Here is a 21,038-nt window from a genome sequence, read left to right on the forward strand (position 1 = left end):
AGATTGAAGTAGAACACCTAAGAGGTTTGCTATACAGTATAAACAAATAACAGCGGATACATGTAGTTGCTGTAAGAAAGCCGTGTTTCAGGGGCTGGACGCCCCTGACCACGAGATTCCTAGAGGAGGTGATTTGCCATGTTGACAGTAAATGTTCCCAAATTTTATTCAATTTCTTTAGAAAGCACTCTAAATTATACACCATACTCTCAAAGACTTGAAAAAACTGTTGCTGCAATATCAAGATATGCAATTAAATGTCTTAATGAAAAGGTAAAGATAGAAAATCTGTCTGAAGATAAAATAATCGAATTCTACCTTACTAAATGTCTTTTAAGCATATCATCAAATCCTGTATGGATTCAAAACGTCAATAAACATAAACTGGATAAAGACTACCTTTATATTCTGCTAAAAAAATATTTCTATCAATATACAAATAATTTTTACCTTTAAAAGTCAAATAAAATGGAGGTGACATCATGAAAAACAAACATCTTAAACAGGAAATTAATAGACTGCTAACTTCTGTAATGCAAACCTTTGGTAAAGATTCCAGGGAATATCGGGATGCCGAATACTACTTCGACGTCCTTGAAACTGTCTACCATTACAACTACAGTGATGGATTAGACTTGCTGGATGAGTTAAAAAATTTGCTAGGCAAATTATCAGATAGAATACCTGAATTATCATCTAATATGTTCACACAATGCTATCCAAATATCAGTGAGATGATAAAATGTCTTGAGGAATGGCTATCTGATTAATAATCTTAAGGCTTTTCAGTAAAAACTGAAAAGCCTTTTTACATAATATCACACTGTTTTTTTGCAATAAAAAACCTGCATTCTGCACACTTTTTATTGTTAAAATGTGGTTCTGGATTATGATTTTTTTACTGAATTTTTAACCGCAATTAAATATATAACTCCCAAAATCGCTAATGCTGCAAAGATAATTGTAACCAAGTGCGAAGAAATTTGACCTGACAAATAAATTGCTGTTGGTCCGTCTGCACCACCTATAATTCCTACTGAACCCGCATCTCTTATATCCTTATTAAGTTTATATGATAAGTATAATGGCAATAAGTAACTGGAAAATGCACTGATAACGGCTATTAAAGTGCATGTAACGGTAACTGCTGTAATTGCCTTCGTTAATTTCCTATTTTTCATATCTTACTCACTCCATATATATTCGTTTTTTATTAAGGCATCATCTTTTGCTGCTTACTTGTTTTTATGATATTTCTTTCATCTGCTTTATCAATGTCAAATAGAGAGTCATCGTTTATAACAGGACTATTAATCTGTGTAAAATCCACATCATTCCTGTCGAGAGTAATATCTAGAACTACTTTATTATCTTTTACAAAAATTAGTTTATGAAATATATCATCATCCAATGGATGCTCTCCGAACCAAGTTTTATCACATATTAGATAACCGATATAAGTGTCCGCTGTAGTCCATTTTATGCCTATTACCTTCTGCATTTCTGTTCTGCTAATATAAGGTCGTATAACATACATCCTGTCCCATTCAAAAGGAGTTATATTATTCATATCAAAAGATGAGTTTTGCTGGACAGTTGTCATCAGTTCACTTTTGAAACTTTCTAAGTGCTTATTATCGATTCTTTGACTACGATAGTTTATATAACTTAATATAAACAGTATCAAAGGTATTATTAAAAATGCTGTTATCATGATAGTCTTCTTTTTGATTTTCATATCTTTTCACCTCATAAAGGTTATATGTGCCATTACGCTACATCTTTTCAGGATTATATTTACTATTATATTGTATAACCAAAGTTATTGATAGAATCTTTTTATATAGATATATAGATTTTTAATAAGATAATGGGTAAGAAATTTTAATACCTTCAGTAACTACTGCCATATTATGTATTTCCTCATTCCAAATTCCCTATCTCCCTTTAACCCATAACTCTTATTCACCATTCTAATTATGTTTTAGAATCGCTTTTTATCCCCTAATCCTTAAAAACCATTTCTAACCCTTATTCCTTAGCCAAAGCATATAATACCTATCAAATTGCTCCGTTTCCTATATAAAAAGGCTGCTTTCTAATAATTCATTCTTACTTATCTTCTTATTAAGAAAAGCAATTCTAAAATCGAGTTTCGCCCCTTAAAATGCAAAATATTTTAAAATAAAAACAAAACAGAGGAAATAAATTGCTGCAGAGCAACCATTTCCTCCATTTTGTCCGCTTACTAACACTCCCTAGAATGTCTGCATTAAAAGTAACATATTAGATGTTGATTGTAAAGAGTTTTATCCCTTTATTCCCTAGAGATAGAGTCCTGGTTCCTTTTAGTTCCTAACTTTTTATTCTAGTTCATTTAGGAACCCCATAGTAAGGATATAGGGGACAGGAGGTAAGAAAAAAGCAGGAAGTTCTAAACTTCACTGCTCATAATGGCTATAGATTATCAAACATATTAAATATACCCTCAGGTAATTCAGGCTGAGCATAATCATCATTATCTTTTTTACTGTTCCCTATAGTAATTCCTCCACATTCCGCTATTGCTTCCTTTAAAGCCTCCTTTATTTTCTCCTTATCAAAATCCTTATCATTTTTCCCCGTAAAACTTAATACTGCCTTAATAACGTAATCCGTTTTATATTTCTGTGCAGAAAGTATGTTATATACCTTAACATCTTCCTCTCTATCCATAGAAAAAGACAGGTTTATTCGTTTTGTTACCATAGCATCACCTTCTTAATTCCTGCTCTAATAGGATTTTATAGCCCTTTGCATTAGCAAACTGGTCAAGAAAATCCGCATACCTTACTTTTGTGGATTCTTCAATATATTTCCGAAGCAACATACTTCCACCACCTGTGAAAACAGTAGGGTTACGGAATTCGAACCCATATTCCTCAATTTTGGCCAATATGTTTTCTACATACTCATTCGTCATTATTTTAATTATCTCTTTAACATCTGCTTCAAAAATAACAGGTTCTCTTCCTAATATAATATCTTGTATTTGAGTTTCAGTCAGCCTAATATTTGTTTTTAAGAGTTCCTGCTGTATATTCGCAATTAGCGTAATAATTCCGTCAGGGAGTGAGTAACACGATGCAGTGTCAATTATCCCGTTCTCCACTCTAAAAATATCTGCAGTATAACCGCCAATATCTATAACATTACATAATATATCCTTATAACTGTTAAATACCGTAATAAGCGAAGCATACCCCTGTGGATACACCCTGCAATCAATAATATTAATTGCATAACCTTTTTTGTTAAAATTAAATTTAACATCCTGTCTTAAAAAATATTCCCGAAATTTTTTCTTAAGAGTTCCATAATTGACAATTGGAAGTCCTACTCCTAGAATTACATCAGATTTATCTTCTATCCTCGCTATATTTACAGCATCTGCAATTGCAGGTAAAGACATAATGAAAGTATCCTGATTAACTGTCTTATCCATCTGGACACTCAATCTATTACCTCCGATGCTATAAAACTTACCTTCATAAATTAACAAGTTGCTCGCTGAGATTGGCTCACTATTAGATTTAGTAAATCCTGACTCAACAATATAGCCCTCACTTGTTTTTGTACATTTGTTTCCATTATCAAGTCCCAATAAAATCCTGTTTCCCATAGTAATTCCTCCATTTCTTTAATAAAATTTAAGTTCCTTATCGTTCTTTATAGCCGATGATTTTTTATAATTTCAAGTATTTCTGCAAAAAAAATTGCTCACCCAGCAAACTAGGTAAGCATACAAAATAAAATAATACGGAGGTTATTTCATTAACATTGTAAAATGCCTTCATAAACGTAAACATATATTTTATAATAAATCATTCTCCACAAAGTCAAGTCTAATTTCTACTTTTTTAACTTTTTCCTTATTTCCTTTTACCTAAATCCCTTTTATATATTATGTATTTAGTAAATTTCTTCAAGCCCTTTAATTTACGGCATTCGTAGAAGTTTTTAAGCGACAAAAACTAGTTTAGGGTATATTAGGAAAAAGGTTTATTGGGTTAAGGAACAAATATATGCATTATATTAACTTTTAATGCAACGCCTTAACTCTTATACCTTTTTAGTGATTTCCTTACGAAAATTTCTCTATCAGAATTTGACTTATCCCTGCTCTTCCGTATAATGTTAAAAATCAATTTGAAAGGATGAATTCTATGAGTGAAAATTTGTATATAAAAGATTTTAAAAGCCTGAAAGTATGGCAGAAGGCGAATGTTCTTGAGCAGGATATAAGGGAATTGGTTAAAGGATTTCCAAGTTGTGAGCAATATAGGCTTACAGACCAGTTAGTACGGGCTGTTAGGAGTATAGGGGCAAATCTTGCAGAAGGAAATACACAGTTGTTTATAAAAAAAGAAATAGTTCACGCAAATATTGCATTAGGAAGTGCGGGAGAATGCAGGAGCCATCTCATTACTGCATATCAAAATGGTTATATAAATAGTACACAATATGATGCCCTAGATAAAAGGTTAATTGAGATTATCAAAATGCTATATGGCTATATAAAAAGGCTAAAATCCGCACCGCGCGACACCTCAAATACTAATGACACTTAATATTAATTCAATAGGTTATAGGATTGTTCCCCTTGCGGGCTTTACTAAAAATGTTGTAGTCTAATTTAGAAATTGTTCTAGGGATAGAACTATCTCTTTAGTTTAAACTCTTATAAGTTGGGGAAAGTTTCGAGGGATAAGGGGCGAGGTCTAGGCATTCTTTCTGTACTTTTCTTGATTGCTATAAAAAATAAGAAAAAATGCCTTGGAAGGCCACTAATCCTCCAAAGCATTCTAAAAAATCCTAATAGTCCTATTATAAAAAATGTTTCTAAAGTTAAGGTATTGACCCACATTGGCTTTCACATTCCTTTATATATTATACTACATTTTACTCTTAATTTTCATAACTGTATAATAAATTCCCTAGCGAATTAAATATTTGTTTTCTTTGATGGTCTCGGTTATTTTTCCAATAACCACTGAATTTCCTGATAAATCAATGTTACATTAAATATCATATACTAGTAATTTGGATGAGTTGATATAATATTTACCTTATCGATACTTGAAAATAGCATTATCGTAAACCTTCTGAAACCCACCCTATTATTATATCTTGATACAAAGTCTAGCATTTATTATTCAGGTTTTTTATTTTTCTCAATCGACTCAAAAAACCTCCGCAAATTTTCTGGTAATTGATATGCTTCTTTATCAACCCTATCATTCAACCGTGCTTTCTTATCACTATATACTTTACGAAGGATGGCATCAATAATCATTGCTTTTGGTGGAACATTATATTCTTTTCCCTTATACACCCATACTCGGCAATCAACTTCATCGCCACATAAATCTCCACAAGATTCACATAGAGATTCCTTGACATCCATTTGTATGTCTTCTCCATTTACTCGTATAGTAGGCGAACTAATAAATCTATGTTGTTTTGCCTTTTCTTTACTATCAATATGGATTTTGTTCACAACTACTTCTATCCCTGTCAATTGAAGTATCTTTGCCACATCTGCAATGGCCTCTTCAAGCCCTGCATCTGTTCCCTGACATCGTGTGCAAATGTTTAGGTCTAAATATAAAAAATCAATTATTATTTCATTTTTTTCTTCAGTTTGACTCTGTCTTAAATCTTCACAGCATTTCGTATTACATATACAGTTATTATTTTGTGACTGACAACAATCCATGAATGTTACCTCCTTCAAAATCACTAATTGGGTTGAATCCCTACTAGGTTTTCCTTATAAATACTTCTTTATTTCTTCCACTGTTGGAATTTTTCCTGCAATTTTAACCTGTTCATCTACCACCAAAGCGGGTGTTCTCATCACACCATATGCTGCAATGTCCTTAAAATTTTGCACTTTTTCAATTGTGGCTTCAATTCCCAATTCTTTAACAGCCTCGTTAACATTAGCCTCTAATTTTTTACAATTCGCACATCCTGAACCTAAAACTTTAATTACCATAATTATCCTCCTCAATTGATTAATTTAATTTATTTATATGAAAATATACGAAAAAGCATTAAATAGATATCCAATAATTATAATTCCTACTGATACAATGGATACAAAGATTGCTAGAAGTTTAGGTTTTACTACTTTACTAAGCATTATCATAGAAGGAAGTGACAAGGCAGTTACTGCCATCATAAAGGATAATATTGTCCCTATTCCTACTCCTTTTGTAAATAAAGCCTCTGCTATTGGTAGTGTACCAAATATATCAGCATACATAGGAATACCAACTACTGTAGCCATTAAAACTGCAAATGGATTATTTTCTCCAATCACATTTTCTATAACTGATTGAGGAATCCAATTGTGAATTGCTGCTCCTATCCCTACCCCAATTAATACATATAACCATACCTTATGGATAATATCCTTAACTTGTTCTTTTGAATAAGAAATTCTTTCATCACGACTCATTTCTATAAAATCAGTATCTACATTCTCTATCTCTCTAACATATCCCTCTACATATTTTTCAAGTCCCAACTTTTCAATTAAAGTACCTCCGACAACAGCAAGAATAAGACCTACAACCACATAGGCTATGGCAATTTTGGCACCGAAAAATGACATTAAAAGCATTAATGATGCTAAATCTACCATCGGTGAAGAAATCAGGAAAGAGAAAGTTACACCTAAAGGTAATCCAGCCGAAGTAAATCCTATAAAAATCGGTATACTGGAACAACTACAAAATGGTGTGATAGTTCCAAGTAGTGCGCCAAGTATATTTCCTTTTATACCCTTTATTCTACCGAGTATCTTTTTAGTCCTTTCTGGTGGAAAATAACTTTGGATATAAGATACAATAAAAATTAATACCGATAATAAAATAAAAATTTTAATAGTATCATAGATAAAGAAGTGAATACTTCCACCTATTCTATCATTAATCGACAAGCCAAATACTTTCTCCATAAGAAGCCTTATAAGTTCTGAAAGCCATTTCATTTTTAATAATTGGTCATTTAACCAGCCAAATAACATTGTTAGTATATTCATATAATTCCCCCCTATTTTCTGCAACTACAAGATAACTTTCAACATTCATACACTTTTCAACATCTCTTTTAAGTTTCAAATAATCGTCTATATTGTCTTTTATCTCCTCCAGCATCTTCTTGTACACTTCTTCTTTAAGACTTAAAAGAAAAAGTGCTTGGATTTTTCTCTCCACTAACATCTTCTTTTATATTCATTAAATTTGTTTGTTTTTTTACCCTCTGTATCAAATCCATTACTTTTTCTTTAATAATATTCCTTGTTTTTCTGTAATCCTCTATTGGTCCACCTGATGGGTCCTCAAGTCCCCAATCTTCTCTGTACCTGCATGGCACATAAGGGCATACTACGTTACAACCCATAGTTATTAAAATATCTACTTCTTCTGGAATATCACTTAATAATTTTGGATGATATCCGCCCATATCTACCCCTTCTTCTTCCATTACCTGTACTGCCAGTGGTTTTACTTCAGGATAATTTTCTGTTCCCGCCGAATATGCTTCCAATACATCACTTCCCAATTTCTTTGCCCAACCTTCTGCCATTTGAGAACGACAGGAATTGTGAACACATACAAATGCCACCTTCTTTTTCATGTGTTTTATTTTCCCCTTTCACCAGTTTGTTTAAACCAATACCTTGTGTTGTTGGCTATTCTAACAAGTACAAGCATGACAGGAACTTCAACCAGTACTCCCACAACTGTTGCAAGAGCGGCTCCAGAATCCAACCCAAAAAGTGAAATGGCCACTGCAACAGCAAGTTCAAAGAAGTTACTTGCTCCAATCATTCCCGCAGGTGCTGCAATATCATGGGGAAGTTTCCATATCTTTGCCCATCCATAGGCGATGAAGAATATTAAAAATGTCTGAATAATTAATGGTACAGCAATTAATAAAATGTGCAGAGGATTATTTAAAATAATTTCACCCTGAAACGAGAAAATGATTATTAAAGTAAGAAGCAAACCTACAATAGTTACATTATCAAACTTCTTTAGAAAAACATCTTCAAAATATTCTACGCTCCTATGCTTTATAATAAATTTTCTTGATAAGTATCCGCCAAGTAAAGGTATCACAACAAACAAGACAACGGATAAAAATAGTGTATCATAAGGAACAATTACATTACTTACTCCTAATAAAAATGCTACTATAGGAGTAAATGCGAGTAATAAAATCAGGTCATTTACCGCTACCTGAACTAATGTATAAGCAGGGTCGCCTTTTGTCAGATAACTCCATACGAACACCATAGCGGTACATGGTGCGGCTCCCAGTAATACTGCACCCGAAAGATAGTCTGTCGCTAAATCTTGACCAATCCATCTTATGAATACTATCTTTAAGAAAAATGCTGCTATGAGATACATGGTAAAAGGCTTGATGAACCAGTTTGTCGCACAGGTAACTATAAGTCCCTTCGGTTTTTTTGTTGCCTTGATAATGCTTGAAAAATCAATCTTCAGCATCATAGGGTATATCATGAGCCATATCAGAATAGCAACAGGAATGGATACATTGGCATATTCAAACTTACTTAATGTTTCAGGAATTGCAGGAATTAATTGTCCTATGGCAACTCCCGCTATGATGCATGCAATTACCCATAATGTTAAGTATTTTTCGAAAAAGCCCAGTCCCCTTTTTTTCTCTATTACTTCTTCGCTATCCAAATTTAATGCCTCCAATCTATCTAATCTGTTTTTACATATATGATTATATTCGATTATAATCATATAATATGAAATAAAAGTATCTAAAATGTATTTAACAATACCATACTACTTTTCATCTTCCATCTTCTTACGCTACTTTCGAAGAAACTTTAGAACTTGCTTTTTATCTTCTCTTAATTGCTCACAAGTAAAGTTACTGCTTTTATATTTTTTAAGCCTTTCAACATCTTTTAGGTATTGTACATTTTCGTTAATCTTGTTTTTAAGAAATTCATACAGCAAATTATTTTCCTTAATAAATTCGTTATTTACTCCATAATAAACCCATTGTGACTTCTTATCACTAGTTATAATACCTGCGCTTTTTAATTTGTTTAAATGTCTTGAAGCGTTGGACTGAGTCATTCCTAGCATCGTCTCTATTTCACATACACAAAGTTCTTCTCTTATTAACAGATTTAATATTCTAATCCTATTTTCATCTCCCAATGCCTTAAATATTTCTATGAAATCCAATTCATCGCCTCCTATATGATTATATTCGATTATACTCATATAATAGTGTAGATTTATTTTTTTGTCAATAAGAATATTATCCTTTGTACTTGCAACTTACACCTTAATTATCAGCCTCTTAAAAATAAAAATCCCGGAATAAATCAGGAATTATCCTGCATCTACTACGGGATTTTAGAACAAACTTATTTTTTTCAGGGCAACGTTTATTATTTTCTCTATCTTTTCTCCTCATACTTTTCACTTACCTAAAATACTATGATTACTTATTTCTTGAATTTGTTTTTCAAATCCGTTATAACCAATGGGTTACATAGTATTTCACCAACCATTAATCAAACACTTTTCATAATTATTATGGGTCCATAATAGTCATCTGTAGCAATCCCTATCTTCTGCACCTTCCATTCCAATATTTCTTGTTTATCACATTCTTTTTCTACTAAATCTATTGCTTCTATTTCAGAAGCAGAAATAACTATAAACCTAATTGACGCTTCTGAAGTCTTTTCTTCGACCTGATATATGTATAACCTTGGATTTACATATTTTTTAGTGCCTATTATTCTATCTATCTTCTCTTCAAATGCGGTCAAATTATCATCTATCAAAATGTGTCCATAGTAATGGTCAATTTCTTTAGTTTGCCCATCAGAATATTTAACTGTAGTAATACAAGAAGGCTGGTCTGTAATGAACTCCTCCCCTGGTTCATATGTGAAAGACTTAAACCCAAAATCCTCAATCAAGTTATTTAATTGTTCTACCTTTTTCTTTGATATCTTCCAATGCTGCTCTCCGCTCTTATATACAAACATTTCTCCATGATAATTTACATTGCCCTCGTTATCTACTGTTACACTATAAACAGGGCAAGTTCCATAGCACATTGTTCTTTGCAATTTTATGTATTCGAACATGATAATCCCCCTATTAGCCTGCATATTCATATGCTTATATACAAAACACTATATTCCGTAGTGAATTAAGTATTTATTTTCACTAATTGCATTAGATACCTTTTCAACAAGCGATTGAAGTTCCTGCGATTGATAATAACTATTTGCCTTGATAATAATCTCTCTAAATTGTTTAAGGGATTCTGGTGGGATGAGGGTTACCCCGCAATAATCCAATCCATTTCCTGGCTGAGTTGTAACCTGAAGGTATGTTTTTATTGCCATTAGTTCTTCATTATACTTTATAATCATCTCTTCTAATAAGTCATCATGTACCGAAATACAATTGTATTTTTCAGGTTCATAATCGCTATACCACTTATTTTCTTCAAAAGAATCTATTATTCCAAAATCATGCTTAGCCAAACAATCGCCCCTTGCAAATTTATATAACCTCACTTAATACATATTTTATGAATAATGTACATTTCCTTAATCCTTATTATCCTTGGTAATTTTCTTATGGTAATCATAAGCACCTGCAAAAAAACAAATACTTGCAATTGCCTCTAAAATTGGTACGAGAATAAATTGAGTACTTACTAATGCCAAAATAGTATTTATTATAAAAAGAAATCCAGCAAGTAACGATAGGTTTCGAGAACGTTTAAAATTCTTCATAAATTCCCCCCTAAATTTTGTTGCATAATATTCTATCAATATGTACTATCTATCCCTCTTTTACATCATCAAGATTAGCATAATCTATGATAATCTTTTTACACTGCTTGCAAATATAAGAATCTACTCTGATAGAACTAACCGCTTTTTCTCCTAGTAAGACTTCGCCTGCTTTAGGATGATAGGATACTTTATGTGGCTGTTTCGCCCATAAAAGATACCTTCCTCCTTCTAATATACCTATCTCCATTTCACCATTACAATAGGGACATTTCATAGGTTTCATCTCCATTCGAATCTCTTTGTAATTAATTCGACATGATGCATTTAATTGCATCATTACTTAAAATCCATAATTTACTTATAAGTCAAAACATCAAAAACCCTACTTTTAATCTTTCTTTCTGAATCAATGATAATATGATATTCATTTTTTTGAATTTTAATCTTCCTGAAATTATTAAACAACTCATTTAATTCAATAACATCAGTATAATGGTGAGGTATATTTTCTTCTCCTTCTCTTGAACCTACAAATGTATTTTTTTCTATCTCTTCTCCAATTCCAAAAGAGTCATCTTCTACTGATAGAAAGTCAAATAAAAAGTATCCTCTTCGTCTTAACACCCTATAGATTTCAGAAATGCTATTTTCAATTTGTTTAAAATCCTGATGATGAAGTACGGATGTGCAAATCACTGTATCAAAATAATTATCTTGAAACGGAAGACTATTCATATCTGCTTGTATTAAAGTAATATTACTTATAGATTTTCTATCTATATATCTCTTTAACCATTCTATTGCCTGTGCATTTATATCTATTGAAGTTACATTAAAATTATTTTCTGCAAGATAAATGCTATGTTTACCGTAGCCACATCCTATGTCTAAAATTCTTTCATATCCAATCTCTTTAAATAACTGAATATTCTCTTTGAAAAAGGGTGTAAAACTAATATCCAATTTATCATATATATTTTCAACTGGTAACTGAACTATATTCCAATCCATTTATAATCACCTACTTTAAATTTATATACATTATCTTAATGTACATCATTCAACTTTTACGCCTCTAAATGTTTATTTAATATTATTTTTCTTTATATAAGCCATGATAAATCCACCCATTGTTGCAATCGATAATATTGGCCCTAATTCAGCAGCATTCATTCCGTAACCAATGCTGGAACCTATCACGCCAATAACAATACTCACGATAATCCCAAGTATAATCATTTTCATACCCTCCTTTAAATATAATGTTCTTAATTCACAAAATTCAACCACTGCGACGTAAAATATAAATATTCCAACCTAAAGATTAATAGTTATACTCATGATTTCCAACACATATTTTTTGAGTTAATATTTCATTTTTCGAAGGTTTTCTTATTTCAATAAGGTTCAAAACATCATATCCTATTTTAGATAAAAATGTTATCATCTTATCGTTATTAGGATGTACCCAGTTAAAAACTGTATCCCCACCCAATTCATTCGCAATTTTTTCTGCCTCTTTATATAGTTTTGAGGCTATACCTTTTCTCCTTGCACTATCAGAAACAAATAGAGATTCTGCCCAAACTACATTACCATCAATTCTACAAACTATATACCCCAATAGTTCTTTACTATTATCTTCAGCGACAAAAATAGGATACTTCGCCTCTATATATTCTTTAAATTCTTCCTTTGCTTGGTCTATTTTAGGTGTTGAAGTAATTCCTTTAAATTGTTTTAGTTCAACTCTAAACTGTGCTATCAGGCTTGATATTTTTTCTTCATCATCAATTTTGGCTAAACGTATAATCACTATTTTCATCTCCCTCGATAATTCGTTTTATTCTACTAATTCGTTCCTTATACCTTTATTTTACACCATATAGCCTGTAAAAGCACCTACTTCCTTACACCTTACCACTTTTTAACCAATTCCTCTAATACCCTCTTAACCCCTTCCACAACCAGTTTCCTATATTGATATAAATAATACAACTTTATTTTCATTTTGATAGAATTTTCCTTACAGAAAAAATAGGGCATGTTCTATAGGAAATGCAAATAAGGTCCTAATTTATTTGCCCTTTTATCCACATTTCCCTTATATTTTATATACTTTATCCCCATTCTTGTATCAAGAAATGTGGGTAAAACACCATCTAAGAACTTTATTTTCTTTTTGTAACTACTTTTCTGCAATGCAAGGACTTTTCTATTTCTAATATTTTTCACCACATCATTTTTAGAAACAGAAAAAAAGGCCTATGTTGTATAGTAAAAGTAAATAAAGTCCTTTCACAAATTCCCTTTAATATCCATATTCTTTTAACCTTAAAACTGAACTAAACCCTGTATTACCAATGCCTTCCCTTATTCCTTATCCCTTCTAATACCACTACTTTATTTTCTTTTTACAACAACTAATTAACCCCTATATCCTGCCTAATTTATTTCCTATATTCCTTACCCCTTTTTCCTTGTTCCTAACTATGTGTTCATCAAACAAACTCCTCTCCTTTTTCAAATAAAGTTCTCTCACCAACACCCCTCAAACCCTTGAAAACACCGGCTTGTTTTTTTATCCCTAATTCCCCATTTATGCCCTTTTCCCCTTAATTTATCTTTTAAAGTCCTTGTATTTCTTAAAAATTAGGGCAAAAAATGAAAATAAAGTTCTATTAGGATTGAGGGTTAAGGGAGAAGGTTTAAGGAGAATTCTATCCATTTCTCCTCTCCATTTTCTTTTCCATTCAATCTTTCAATCCCTTGATTTACCTGACTTTTGCCTTGTATCCTTTTCTCCTATTTCTCTTCTAATGAAAAATCCAATAAAAAAACCATAGTTCCAAGGCATTCCTTATACCTTTTCCCTATGGTTCCCTAATACTACTTTATTTGCATTCTAAAATGAATTTGCATAATGATAGGACTTTATTTGATGGAGACATTTATTAATATATCTTTACATCTCCCTACGATTGTCCATAGCTTTTGCAAGGGTTACTTCATCAAAGTATTCCAAATCTCCTCCTACGGGGATGCCATGAGCAATTCTTGTAACCTTTACTCCAATGGGTTTTATCAGCTTTGATAGATAGAGTGCTGTTGCTTCTCCTTCTACAGTGGGATTGGTTGCGATTATAACTTCTTTTACTACATCATCGGATAATCTATTTAAAAGTTCCCTGATTTTTATATCCTTCGGTCCTATATTGTCCATAGGGGAGATAACACCATGCAATACATGATACTCCCCCCTGTATTCTCTTGATCTTTCCATGGCTATAATATCCTTAGCTCCTTCTACCACGCAGATTGTAGATTTATCCCTATTATCATCGGAGCATATGTGGCAAGGATCATCATCTGTTAAATTGCAGCAGATACTGCATAATTTAATCCTTTCCTTAGCATTTACTATTGCCATTGACAATTTTTCTGCTTCTAAATCTTCCATTTCCAATATATAAAAAGCAAGTCTTTGAGCAGTTTTTTTACCTATCCCCGGAAGCTTGGAAAACTGTTCTATTAAGTTTGCTATGGGTAATGCATACTGCTCCATTTTAAATCCTCCTATCAGTAAAGGTTAGGAATATTTAATCCACCTGTTATTTTCTTCATTTCATTGGTCATCATTTCTTCAGCTTTATTTAGAGCATCGTTCACAGCTACTAAAATTAAATCTTGTAACATTTCAATGTCTTCCTTATCCACTACGGATTCATCAATTGAAATATTTAGGATTTCCTTTTTCCCATTTGCTGTAACCTTGACAGCTCCGCCTCCTGAGCTTGTTTCCACTTCTTTAACCTCTAATTCTGCTTGCATATCCTCCATTTGCTTCTGCATCTTCTGCATCTGCTTCATCATATTGTTCATATTTCCTCCACCCATTCCTGGGAATTTTCCTTTTGCCATTAAAATTCTCCTTTCCTATTTAATTTCCACGTTTTCTTCACCAAAGAAATCGATGACGCTTTTAATTGCCTCTTCTTTTTTGTTTTCTTTATGAATATTTGCAGGTTCACCTTTAATAATGAAATTGACTACTATATCTCTATTAAAATATTTAGAGATAATTTCTTCTATTATTTCCTTGTTTTGCGGTGTATTGATAGCATCTCTATGAAAGCTATAACTCTCTTTATATCCTATTGTAATCATGCCATTTTCAAAGGATAATAGCTCCCCTTCCAATATCAATGCATATAAATTGATTTTCTTAAGCTTGATTTTTTGCAGTACTTTTTCCCATTCATTGGATATTTTTTCTATTGTAAATGTATATCCATCATCTTCATTTGGTCTTTGGTCTTGTTCTTTCACAGACTCTTGTTTTGGCTCTTCCCTTTTATCTATCTTATCTGCCGCCGGTTTTATATCTTCTGTTGACTTTATTTTATCCGCAATAGATTTTGCTATGTTTTTATGAGGTACTATTGCATCCTCCTTTATTTCTTTAGATTGATCTATAGGCCTTATCCCTTGCTCCAATCTTTTTACTCTTTCCTCTAAAGACATTTCATTTTCAAGATCAATCAATTTTACTACTGCCATTTCTAAAACTATCCTAGGCTGAGTAGACCATTTCCCTTGAACTTCAGCGTTTGTTAATGTATTTAACGCCTTTAGAATATAATCCAAACTCATATTATTGCTTACTTCTTTAAGTGGTTCAAGATTGTCTATTTCTAAGATTTCCTTTGGATTAGAAGATGTCTTTACAATCATCAAATCTCTAAAATAATTTATAAGATCCTTTATAAATTGATTTATATCTTTACCATCTTGAATTATTTCATCAATGGACATAAGTACCTTTTCTAAATTTTTATCCCTTATGTTGATTACCATATTTTGAATTAAATCCTTGTTTGCTATGCCCAATATATCAATAGCATCTTCATAAGTAACTTTTTCACCATTAAAGGAGAAACATTGATCCAACAAGCTCAAGGCATCTCTCATCGCTCCGTCTGAATTCCTGGCTATAAGCCTAAGAACATTATCATCTATTTCTACCTTCAATTCATCGGTTATATTTCTCATGTTTTCTACAATATCCTTTGTGGTAATCCTCTTAAAATCAAATCTTTGACATCTGGATAGAATTGTCTGAGGTAATCTTTCAGGCTCTGTAGTAGCAAGTATAAATATTAAATGTTTAGGAGGTTCCTCCAATGTTTTTAACAACGCATTGAATGCCCCCTTGGACAGCATGTGAACCTCATCTATTATATATACTTTATATTTAGTCCTTGCAGGGGGATATATTACCTTCTCCCTTAAGTCTCTAACATCGTCTACGCTATTGTTACTTGCAGCATCCATTTCAATAACATCCATAATTGATTCATTGAGTATCCCTTTGCAGCAATCACATTCATTGCATGGATTCCCGTCTTTTGGATTTAAACAGTTGACTGCTCTGGATAATATCTTTGCCGCCGATGTTTTACCTGTCCCTCTTGTCCCTGAAAAAAGATAAGCATGAGCTATGTTATCATTCAATACTTGATTTTTTAATGTAGTTGTTATATGCTTTTGACCCAATAACTCATCAAAGGTCTTAGGTCTATATTTTCTATATAAGGCTTGGTACATAATATCACCTATCATTTATTAGTATTTAATATTATATCAGATTGTTATAGAATTTACACTCAAAAACCAATAAAAGGACTTGTTTCTTACACGCTATTTTTAGAAAATAAAAATTTAGTACAATTGTTAGCCAAATAATATAGGCTATGTCCAATAAAGTAAAAAACCATAGGAATAATTTAATTTAGCTTTTATGATATAATACTATTAGGTTAAAGACCCTGGAGTAATGTATAATAAGAGTTAGTAGAAGCTGCCAAATGGGGGATTACCCAATGAGAATTGCAGGTGATTAAAATTTCTAATGATATTTTCAATATAGAAAATTTAAATATCCTTCATATAGATATGGATGCTTTTTATGCCTCCGTTGAAGTACAGGATAACCCCACGCTTAAGGGCAAACCCGTAGCTGTTGGAGGATCAAGTGACCACGGAATTATTACAACTGCTAATTATGAAGCAAGAAAATTTGGACTTCATTCCGCCATGCCCATATTTATGGCTAAAAATCTATGCCCAAATGCTGTATTTTTGCCTGTTAGAATGAAGAGATATAAAGAAGTTTCACAGCAAGTTTTTAAGATCTTATATGAGATAACTGATTTGGTAGAGCCGGTATCAATTGATGAAGCATATATAGATATATCATTTATTGATTCGGATGCATTAAGTATTGCACATATGATAAAGAAGAGAGTCCATGCAAAAACCGGATTAACTTTGTCCATAGGTATATCTTATAATAAATTTCTTGCTAAAATTGCGTCGGATTGGAATAAACCCAATGGCATAAAGTTGATTTCTCCTGACATGATACCTGAAATTCTATTGCCTTTACCGGTAAAATCAGTTCATGGAATCGGTCCAAAATCCACAGAAAAATTAAATAATATAGGAATATACACCGTAGAGGATTTATATAATCTGTCTGAAGAATTTTTAGTTGAACTGTTTGGCAAGTGGGGAAGTGATATTTATGATAGGATTAGAGGGATAGATAATAGAAAAATAAACACTGAAAGGGAGAGAAAATCCTTAGGAACTGAGACCACCTTTTCAGAATCGACCAAGGATAAGAATACACTCAAATCCTATCTACATGACTTCTCAATAGAAATTTCAGATTCTTTAATCAAAAATCAAATACATGGAAAGACTATTACATTAAAAATAAAATATGAGGATTTTAAGCTTAAAACAAAGAGTAAAACTCTATTAACCGATATTTATTTAGCTAAAGACATTTACGAAATAGCTTTGTCCTTATTAAACGAAATCAAACTCGATAGAAATATAAGACTGATTGGGCTTACTATATCCAATCTTTCATCAACACAGGCGGAGCAATTATCCTTTTTAGACTAAATTTTTACCAGTTGACACTCCTCGCATTATAAGCTATAATTTAAAAGGTACTTTATAGTAAACCAATTTGGAGAGATGGTTGAGTTGGTCGAAGGCGCACGACTGGAAATCGTGTAGGCGTGATAAGCGCCTCGAGGGTTCGAATCCCTCTCTCTCCGCCATTAGCAAATTTTACCGTGCTAGATGGGGAGGTAGCGGTGCCCTATAACCTGCAATCCGCTATAGCAGGATTGAATTCCCGGCATAGGCATCTCTATTGTGGGGGCTGCCCTTAATAAGTGGTGTTGACGGTTGGGTCCTGCGCAACGGAAACTCATGAACCTCGTCAGGTCCGGAAGGAAGCAGCGATAAGTGAAACTTTTCGTGTGCCGCGGGGAAGCCTGTCCCGAGCTAACTGTTAAGGTAACGCTCATGGTAGACTGCCAAAGCTGGGTGCACGGTTACATATCAAAAACGGATTCTTATAATTATAAGAATCCGTTTTTTAATTCAGAATGATGGCTAACGCCTTTTAATTTATGATTTGCGACTTGTGATTTGCAATTTTAATTCCCCATTTTCTGCAGTAGCCTTTACTGTATCTTTATCCTTCAATTCTCCGCTTATGATAAGTCTTCCCAATTTAGTTTCAAATTCTTTTTGCAAAAACCTTCTTACTGGTCTTGCACCATATTGAATTGAATATGCTCTATTTAAAACAAATTCCTTAGCTTCATCTGTAAAATCAATTTCTATGCCCCTGTCTTCAAGTCTGGACCTTATTTCTTCCATTTGCAAATCAATTATCTTAAATATTTCATTTCGTTGTAATGGCTTAAACATTACTATCTCATCTATACGGTTTAAAAATTCAGGCTTAAATGTTCTTCTCATCTCTGCCATAACCTTTTCTCTAGAGGCTTCATTTATAGTGCCATCTGATTCGATTCCTTCAAGTAGATAATTTGACCCCAGATTGGATGTCATTATGATAACTGTATTTTTAAAGTCCACCGTCCTGCCTTGATTGTCTGTAAGTCTTCCATCATCTAATACCTGCAGCAATATATTAAATACATCCGAATGTGCCTTTTCGATTTCATCAAACAATATCACAGAATATGGCTTTCTTCTGACAGCTTCAGTCAATTGTCCGCCTTCGTCATATCCAACATATCCCGGTGGAGCACCTATCAGCCTTGATACTGAATATTTTTCCATATATTCACTCATATCAATCCTAATCATATTACGCTCATCATCAAATAAACTTTCTGTTAAAGCCTTGGATAACTCTGTTTTTCCGACTCCGGTAGGCCCTAAGAAAATAAAACTGCCGACAGGTCTATTTGGATCTTTCATTCCCGCTCTAGCCCTGATTACCGCATCTACTACTGAATCAACGGCTTCATCCTGTCCTATTACTCTTTTATGAAGTATCTTATCTAAGTTTAAAAGTTTTTCTCTTTCAGTCTCTACCAGCCTTGATACCGGAATTCCTGTCCATTTTGCCACAACTTCCGCAATTTCTTCTTCCGTTACTTCCTCTTTCAGCATCATATCTTTGCCTTTATTTTTATCATAGGCATCGGCTAATTTTTTCTCCAATTCAACCATTGTCCCATACTTAAGTTGAGAAAGCTTTTCTAAATCATATTTCCTTTCAGCTTCCTCAATTTCCCTTTTTACCCTGTCAATTTCTTCTTTGATATCCTTAACTTTTACGATGTCCTTCTTTTCATCTTCCCATTGAGCCTTGAGTATATCAAACTTTTCCTTATGATCTGATAGTTCCTTTTCCAATTTCTCCAATCTCATTTTAGACGCTTCATCTGTTTCCTTCTTTAATGCAGCCTTTTCAATTTCAAGCTGTAATATTTTTCTTCTGATTTCATCCATTTCTGTAGGCATACTGTCTATTTCAGTTCTAATCATAGCAGAAGCTTCGTCCATTAGATCTATTGCCTTGTCAGGTAAAAATCTATCGCTAATATATCTATCTGACAGTGTTGCAGCGGCTATTACGGCACCATCGGAAATTCTAATACCATGATGAATTTCATATTTCTCTTTTAATCCTCTTAGTATTGAGATAGTGTCTTCTACGCTCGGTTCAGAAACCAATACCTTCTGGAATCTTCTCTCTAAAGCAGCATCCTTTTCAATATATTTTCTATATTCGTCCAAGGTAGTAGCTCCTATGGTATGAAGTTCTCCTCTTGCCAACATAGGCTTTAGCAAATTGGATGCATCCATTGATCCTTCTGCTCTACCGGCACCTACAATATTGTGAATTTCATCTATAAACATTATAATTTTGCCTTCAGACTTTTCAACCTCGGATAAGACGGCTTTAAGTCTTTCTTCAAATTCTCCTCGATATTTTGCTCCCGCTACTAATGAACCCATGTCCAATGCAAATATTGTTTTTTCTTTAAGTCCTTCAGGTACATCCCCGTTTACTATTCTTTGGGCAAGTCCTTCAACTATTGCGGTTTTACCTACACCTGGATCACCTATCAATACGGGATTATTTTTTGTCCTTCTGGAAAGAATCCTAATTACATTTCTTATTTCATCATCTCTGCCTATTACCGGATCTACTTTTCCATTTCTGGCATCTTCAACCAAATCTCTTCCAAATCTGGTCAATGCTTCATAAGTTGCCTCCGGATTATCCGATGTAATATTTTGATTGCCTCTAATCTTTTTCAATGCTTCCAGAAATCTTTGCTGATTAATATTATATCTTTTAAATATTTTTTCTGAAATAGTTCCTTTTTCTTTTAAAAGGGATATATAAATATGCTCAACACCCACATATTCATCACCAAATTTTTTTGCTTCTTCTTCCGAATTAAGCAAAATTTTTGTATATATTCTACTCGGATAAATGGTGCCTCCGGATTGTTTTGGTAATTTATCTATTTCTCTTTCAATATCACTTTTAATTAATTCAACATTTTCTCCCATATAGGAAATCACTCTTGGAATCAATCCTTCATCCTGCGCTACTAAACTATAATGAATATGGATTTCTTCCAATTGAGGATTTCCATTTTTTATTGCTATTTCTTGAGATTCTTGAACTGCTTCCAAACCTTTTTGAGTAAATTTATTTAAATCCATAATTCTCACTCCTTTTTTCAATTCACAATTAAAACCGGAGATCCTTCGTTTCACTCAAGGATGACATCAGCAGTGATTCAAC

27 protein-coding genes, 1 tRNA gene and 1 other RNA gene are annotated in these 21,038 nt (G+C 32.8%); 6 read left to right on the plus strand and 23 right to left on the minus strand.

The annotated features are described in order from the left end of the window. Positions 1–138 precede the first annotated feature (138 nt). Both H8707_RS03510 and H8707_RS03515 read left to right on the plus strand, forming a co-directional pair. On the plus strand, positions 139–456 hold the full coding sequence (locus tag H8707_RS03510; RefSeq protein WP_262428774.1) for a hypothetical protein: 318 nt from the start codon (positions 139–141) through the stop codon (positions 454–456). 26 nt (positions 457–482) lie between these two features. Beyond that, positions 483–770: a hypothetical protein gene (locus H8707_RS03515; RefSeq protein ID WP_262428775.1), complete on the plus strand. Its 288-nt coding sequence runs from the start codon at positions 483–485 to the stop codon at positions 768–770. A 117-nt stretch (positions 771–887) separates the two neighbouring features. Here the strand turns inward: H8707_RS03515 and H8707_RS03520 are convergent, their stop codons facing one another. The 4 genes from H8707_RS03520 to H8707_RS03535 form a co-directional block, all read right to left on the minus strand. Further along, positions 888–1,181, minus strand: a complete 294-nt coding sequence (locus H8707_RS03520) for a sodium ion-translocating decarboxylase subunit beta (protein ID WP_128751760.1) — start codon at positions 1,179–1,181, stop codon at positions 888–890. Positions 1,182–1,213: 32 nt separating this feature from the next. Further along, positions 1,214–1,738, minus strand: coding sequence for a hypothetical protein (locus tag H8707_RS03525; RefSeq protein WP_128751759.1), 525 nt, complete (start codon positions 1,736–1,738; stop codon positions 1,214–1,216). Between the two features lie 719 nt (positions 1,739–2,457). Further along, positions 2,458–2,748, minus strand: coding sequence for a hypothetical protein (locus H8707_RS03530; protein ID WP_128751758.1), 291 nt, complete (start codon positions 2,746–2,748; stop codon positions 2,458–2,460). A 4-nt stretch (positions 2,749–2,752) separates the two neighbouring features. Then, positions 2,753–3,661: a ParM/StbA family protein gene (locus H8707_RS03535; RefSeq protein WP_262428776.1), complete on the minus strand. Its 909-nt coding sequence runs from the start codon at positions 3,659–3,661 to the stop codon at positions 2,753–2,755. A 544-nt stretch (positions 3,662–4,205) separates the two neighbouring features. On the opposite strand from H8707_RS03535, the gene H8707_RS03540 reads away from it, so the two are divergent. Continuing rightward, the gene (locus tag H8707_RS03540; RefSeq protein ID WP_052221644.1) at positions 4,206–4,610 is read left to right on the plus strand and encodes a four helix bundle protein; all 405 of its coding nucleotides are present in this window, start codon (positions 4,206–4,208) and stop codon (positions 4,608–4,610) included. 581 nt (positions 4,611–5,191) lie between these two features. Here the strand turns inward: H8707_RS03540 and H8707_RS03545 are convergent. From H8707_RS03545 to dnaX, 18 genes are all read right to left on the minus strand, one after another. Beyond that, on the minus strand, positions 5,192–5,758 hold the full coding sequence (locus tag H8707_RS03545; RefSeq protein WP_128751756.1) for a DUF2703 domain-containing protein: 567 nt from the start codon (positions 5,756–5,758) through the stop codon (positions 5,192–5,194). Positions 5,759–5,812: 54 nt separating this feature from the next. Beyond that, positions 5,813–6,040 carry a thioredoxin family protein gene (locus H8707_RS03550; RefSeq protein ID WP_128751755.1) on the minus strand — a complete coding sequence of 76 codons (228 nt, stop codon included), beginning with the start codon at positions 6,038–6,040 and terminating at the stop codon, positions 5,813–5,815. A 33-nt stretch (positions 6,041–6,073) separates the two neighbouring features. After that, positions 6,074–7,090: a permease gene (locus H8707_RS03555; RefSeq protein WP_128751754.1), complete on the minus strand. Its 1,017-nt coding sequence runs from the start codon at positions 7,088–7,090 to the stop codon at positions 6,074–6,076. Continuing rightward, positions 7,053–7,271, minus strand: a complete 219-nt coding sequence (locus H8707_RS03560) for a hypothetical protein (protein WP_128751753.1) — start codon at positions 7,269–7,271, stop codon at positions 7,053–7,055. Before H8707_RS03560 ends, H8707_RS03555 begins: the two co-directional genes overlap by 38 nt. Next, complete coding sequence (locus H8707_RS03565; RefSeq protein WP_206172770.1) at positions 7,225–7,689, minus strand: arsenate reductase ArsC; 465 nt, start codon at positions 7,687–7,689, stop codon at positions 7,225–7,227. Before H8707_RS03565 ends, H8707_RS03560 begins: the two co-directional genes overlap by 47 nt. A 5-nt stretch (positions 7,690–7,694) precedes the next feature. Beyond that, positions 7,695–8,771 carry an ACR3 family arsenite efflux transporter gene (gene arsB, locus H8707_RS03570; protein ID WP_316699590.1) on the minus strand — a complete coding sequence of 359 codons (1,077 nt, stop codon included), beginning with the start codon at positions 8,769–8,771 and terminating at the stop codon, positions 7,695–7,697. Positions 8,772–8,906: 135 nt separating this feature from the next. After that, positions 8,907–9,290, minus strand: a complete 384-nt coding sequence (locus H8707_RS03575) for an ArsR/SmtB family transcription factor (protein ID WP_128751751.1) — start codon at positions 9,288–9,290, stop codon at positions 8,907–8,909. Between the two features lie 335 nt (positions 9,291–9,625). Next, entirely contained in the window at positions 9,626–10,210 is a 585-nt protein-coding gene (locus H8707_RS03580) for a DUF6438 domain-containing protein (protein ID WP_128751750.1), read from the minus strand. Positions 10,211–10,258: 48 nt separating this feature from the next. Next, positions 10,259–10,615: a hypothetical protein gene (locus H8707_RS03585; protein WP_128751749.1), complete on the minus strand. Its 357-nt coding sequence runs from the start codon at positions 10,613–10,615 to the stop codon at positions 10,259–10,261. 66 nt (positions 10,616–10,681) lie between these two features. Further along, a complete protein-coding gene (locus tag H8707_RS03590) occupies positions 10,682–10,870 on the minus strand; it encodes a hypothetical protein (protein ID WP_128751748.1) in 189 nt (62 codons plus the stop codon). A gap of 49 nt (positions 10,871–10,919) precedes the next feature. Then, complete coding sequence (locus H8707_RS03595; protein WP_128751747.1) at positions 10,920–11,147, minus strand: PF20097 family protein; 228 nt, start codon at positions 11,145–11,147, stop codon at positions 10,920–10,922. A gap of 80 nt (positions 11,148–11,227) precedes the next feature. Then, positions 11,228–11,884, minus strand: a complete 657-nt coding sequence (locus tag H8707_RS03600; protein WP_128751746.1) for a class I SAM-dependent methyltransferase — start codon at positions 11,882–11,884, stop codon at positions 11,228–11,230. A 72-nt stretch (positions 11,885–11,956) separates the two neighbouring features. Beyond that, positions 11,957–12,112 (minus strand): hypothetical protein, encoded by a 156-nt coding sequence (locus H8707_RS03605; protein ID WP_161567142.1) that lies wholly within the window; start codon positions 12,110–12,112, stop codon positions 11,957–11,959. An 85-nt stretch (positions 12,113–12,197) separates the two neighbouring features. Then, positions 12,198–12,689, minus strand: coding sequence for a GNAT family N-acetyltransferase (locus H8707_RS03610; RefSeq protein WP_128751745.1), 492 nt, complete (start codon positions 12,687–12,689; stop codon positions 12,198–12,200). Between the two features lie 233 nt (positions 12,690–12,922). Continuing rightward, complete coding sequence (locus H8707_RS03615; RefSeq protein ID WP_262428777.1) at positions 12,923–13,108, minus strand: hypothetical protein; 186 nt, start codon at positions 13,106–13,108, stop codon at positions 12,923–12,925. Positions 13,109–13,838: 730 nt separating this feature from the next. After that, positions 13,839–14,438, minus strand: coding sequence for a recombination mediator RecR (recR, locus tag H8707_RS03620; RefSeq protein ID WP_262428778.1), 600 nt, complete (start codon positions 14,436–14,438; stop codon positions 13,839–13,841). Positions 14,439–14,452: 14 nt separating this feature from the next. Then, the gene (locus H8707_RS03625) at positions 14,453–14,794 is read right to left on the minus strand and encodes a YbaB/EbfC family nucleoid-associated protein (RefSeq protein ID WP_262428779.1); all 342 of its coding nucleotides are present in this window, start codon (positions 14,792–14,794) and stop codon (positions 14,453–14,455) included. Positions 14,795–14,809: 15 nt separating this feature from the next. Then, complete coding sequence (dnaX, locus tag H8707_RS03630; protein WP_262428780.1) at positions 14,810–16,495, minus strand: DNA polymerase III subunit gamma/tau; 1,686 nt, start codon at positions 16,493–16,495, stop codon at positions 14,810–14,812. A 273-nt stretch (positions 16,496–16,768) separates the two neighbouring features. Between dnaX and H8707_RS03635 the strand changes: the two genes are divergently transcribed. The 3 genes from H8707_RS03635 (at position 16,769) to ffs (ending at position 18,288) form a co-directional block, all read left to right on the plus strand. Beyond that, positions 16,769–17,848, plus strand: a complete 1,080-nt coding sequence (locus tag H8707_RS03635) for a DNA polymerase IV (protein ID WP_262428781.1) — start codon at positions 16,769–16,771, stop codon at positions 17,846–17,848. A 69-nt stretch (positions 17,849–17,917) separates the two neighbouring features. Beyond that, a tRNA-Ser gene (locus H8707_RS03640) sits at positions 17,918–18,009 on the plus strand. Positions 18,010–18,022: 13 nt separating this feature from the next. Further along, positions 18,023–18,288, plus strand: an RNA gene (gene ffs, locus H8707_RS03645) — signal recognition particle sRNA large type. A gap of 76 nt (positions 18,289–18,364) precedes the next feature. Here the strand turns inward: ffs and clpB are convergent. Beyond that, positions 18,365–20,956 (minus strand): ATP-dependent chaperone ClpB, encoded by a 2,592-nt coding sequence (clpB, locus tag H8707_RS03650; protein WP_262428782.1) that lies wholly within the window; start codon positions 20,954–20,956, stop codon positions 18,365–18,367. Positions 20,957–21,038 lie beyond the last annotated feature (82 nt).

It is taken from the genome of Paratissierella segnis, from assembly GCF_014385195.1.
GTDB classification, from domain to species: Bacteria; Bacillota; Clostridia; order Tissierellales; family Tissierellaceae; genus Paratissierella; species Paratissierella segnis.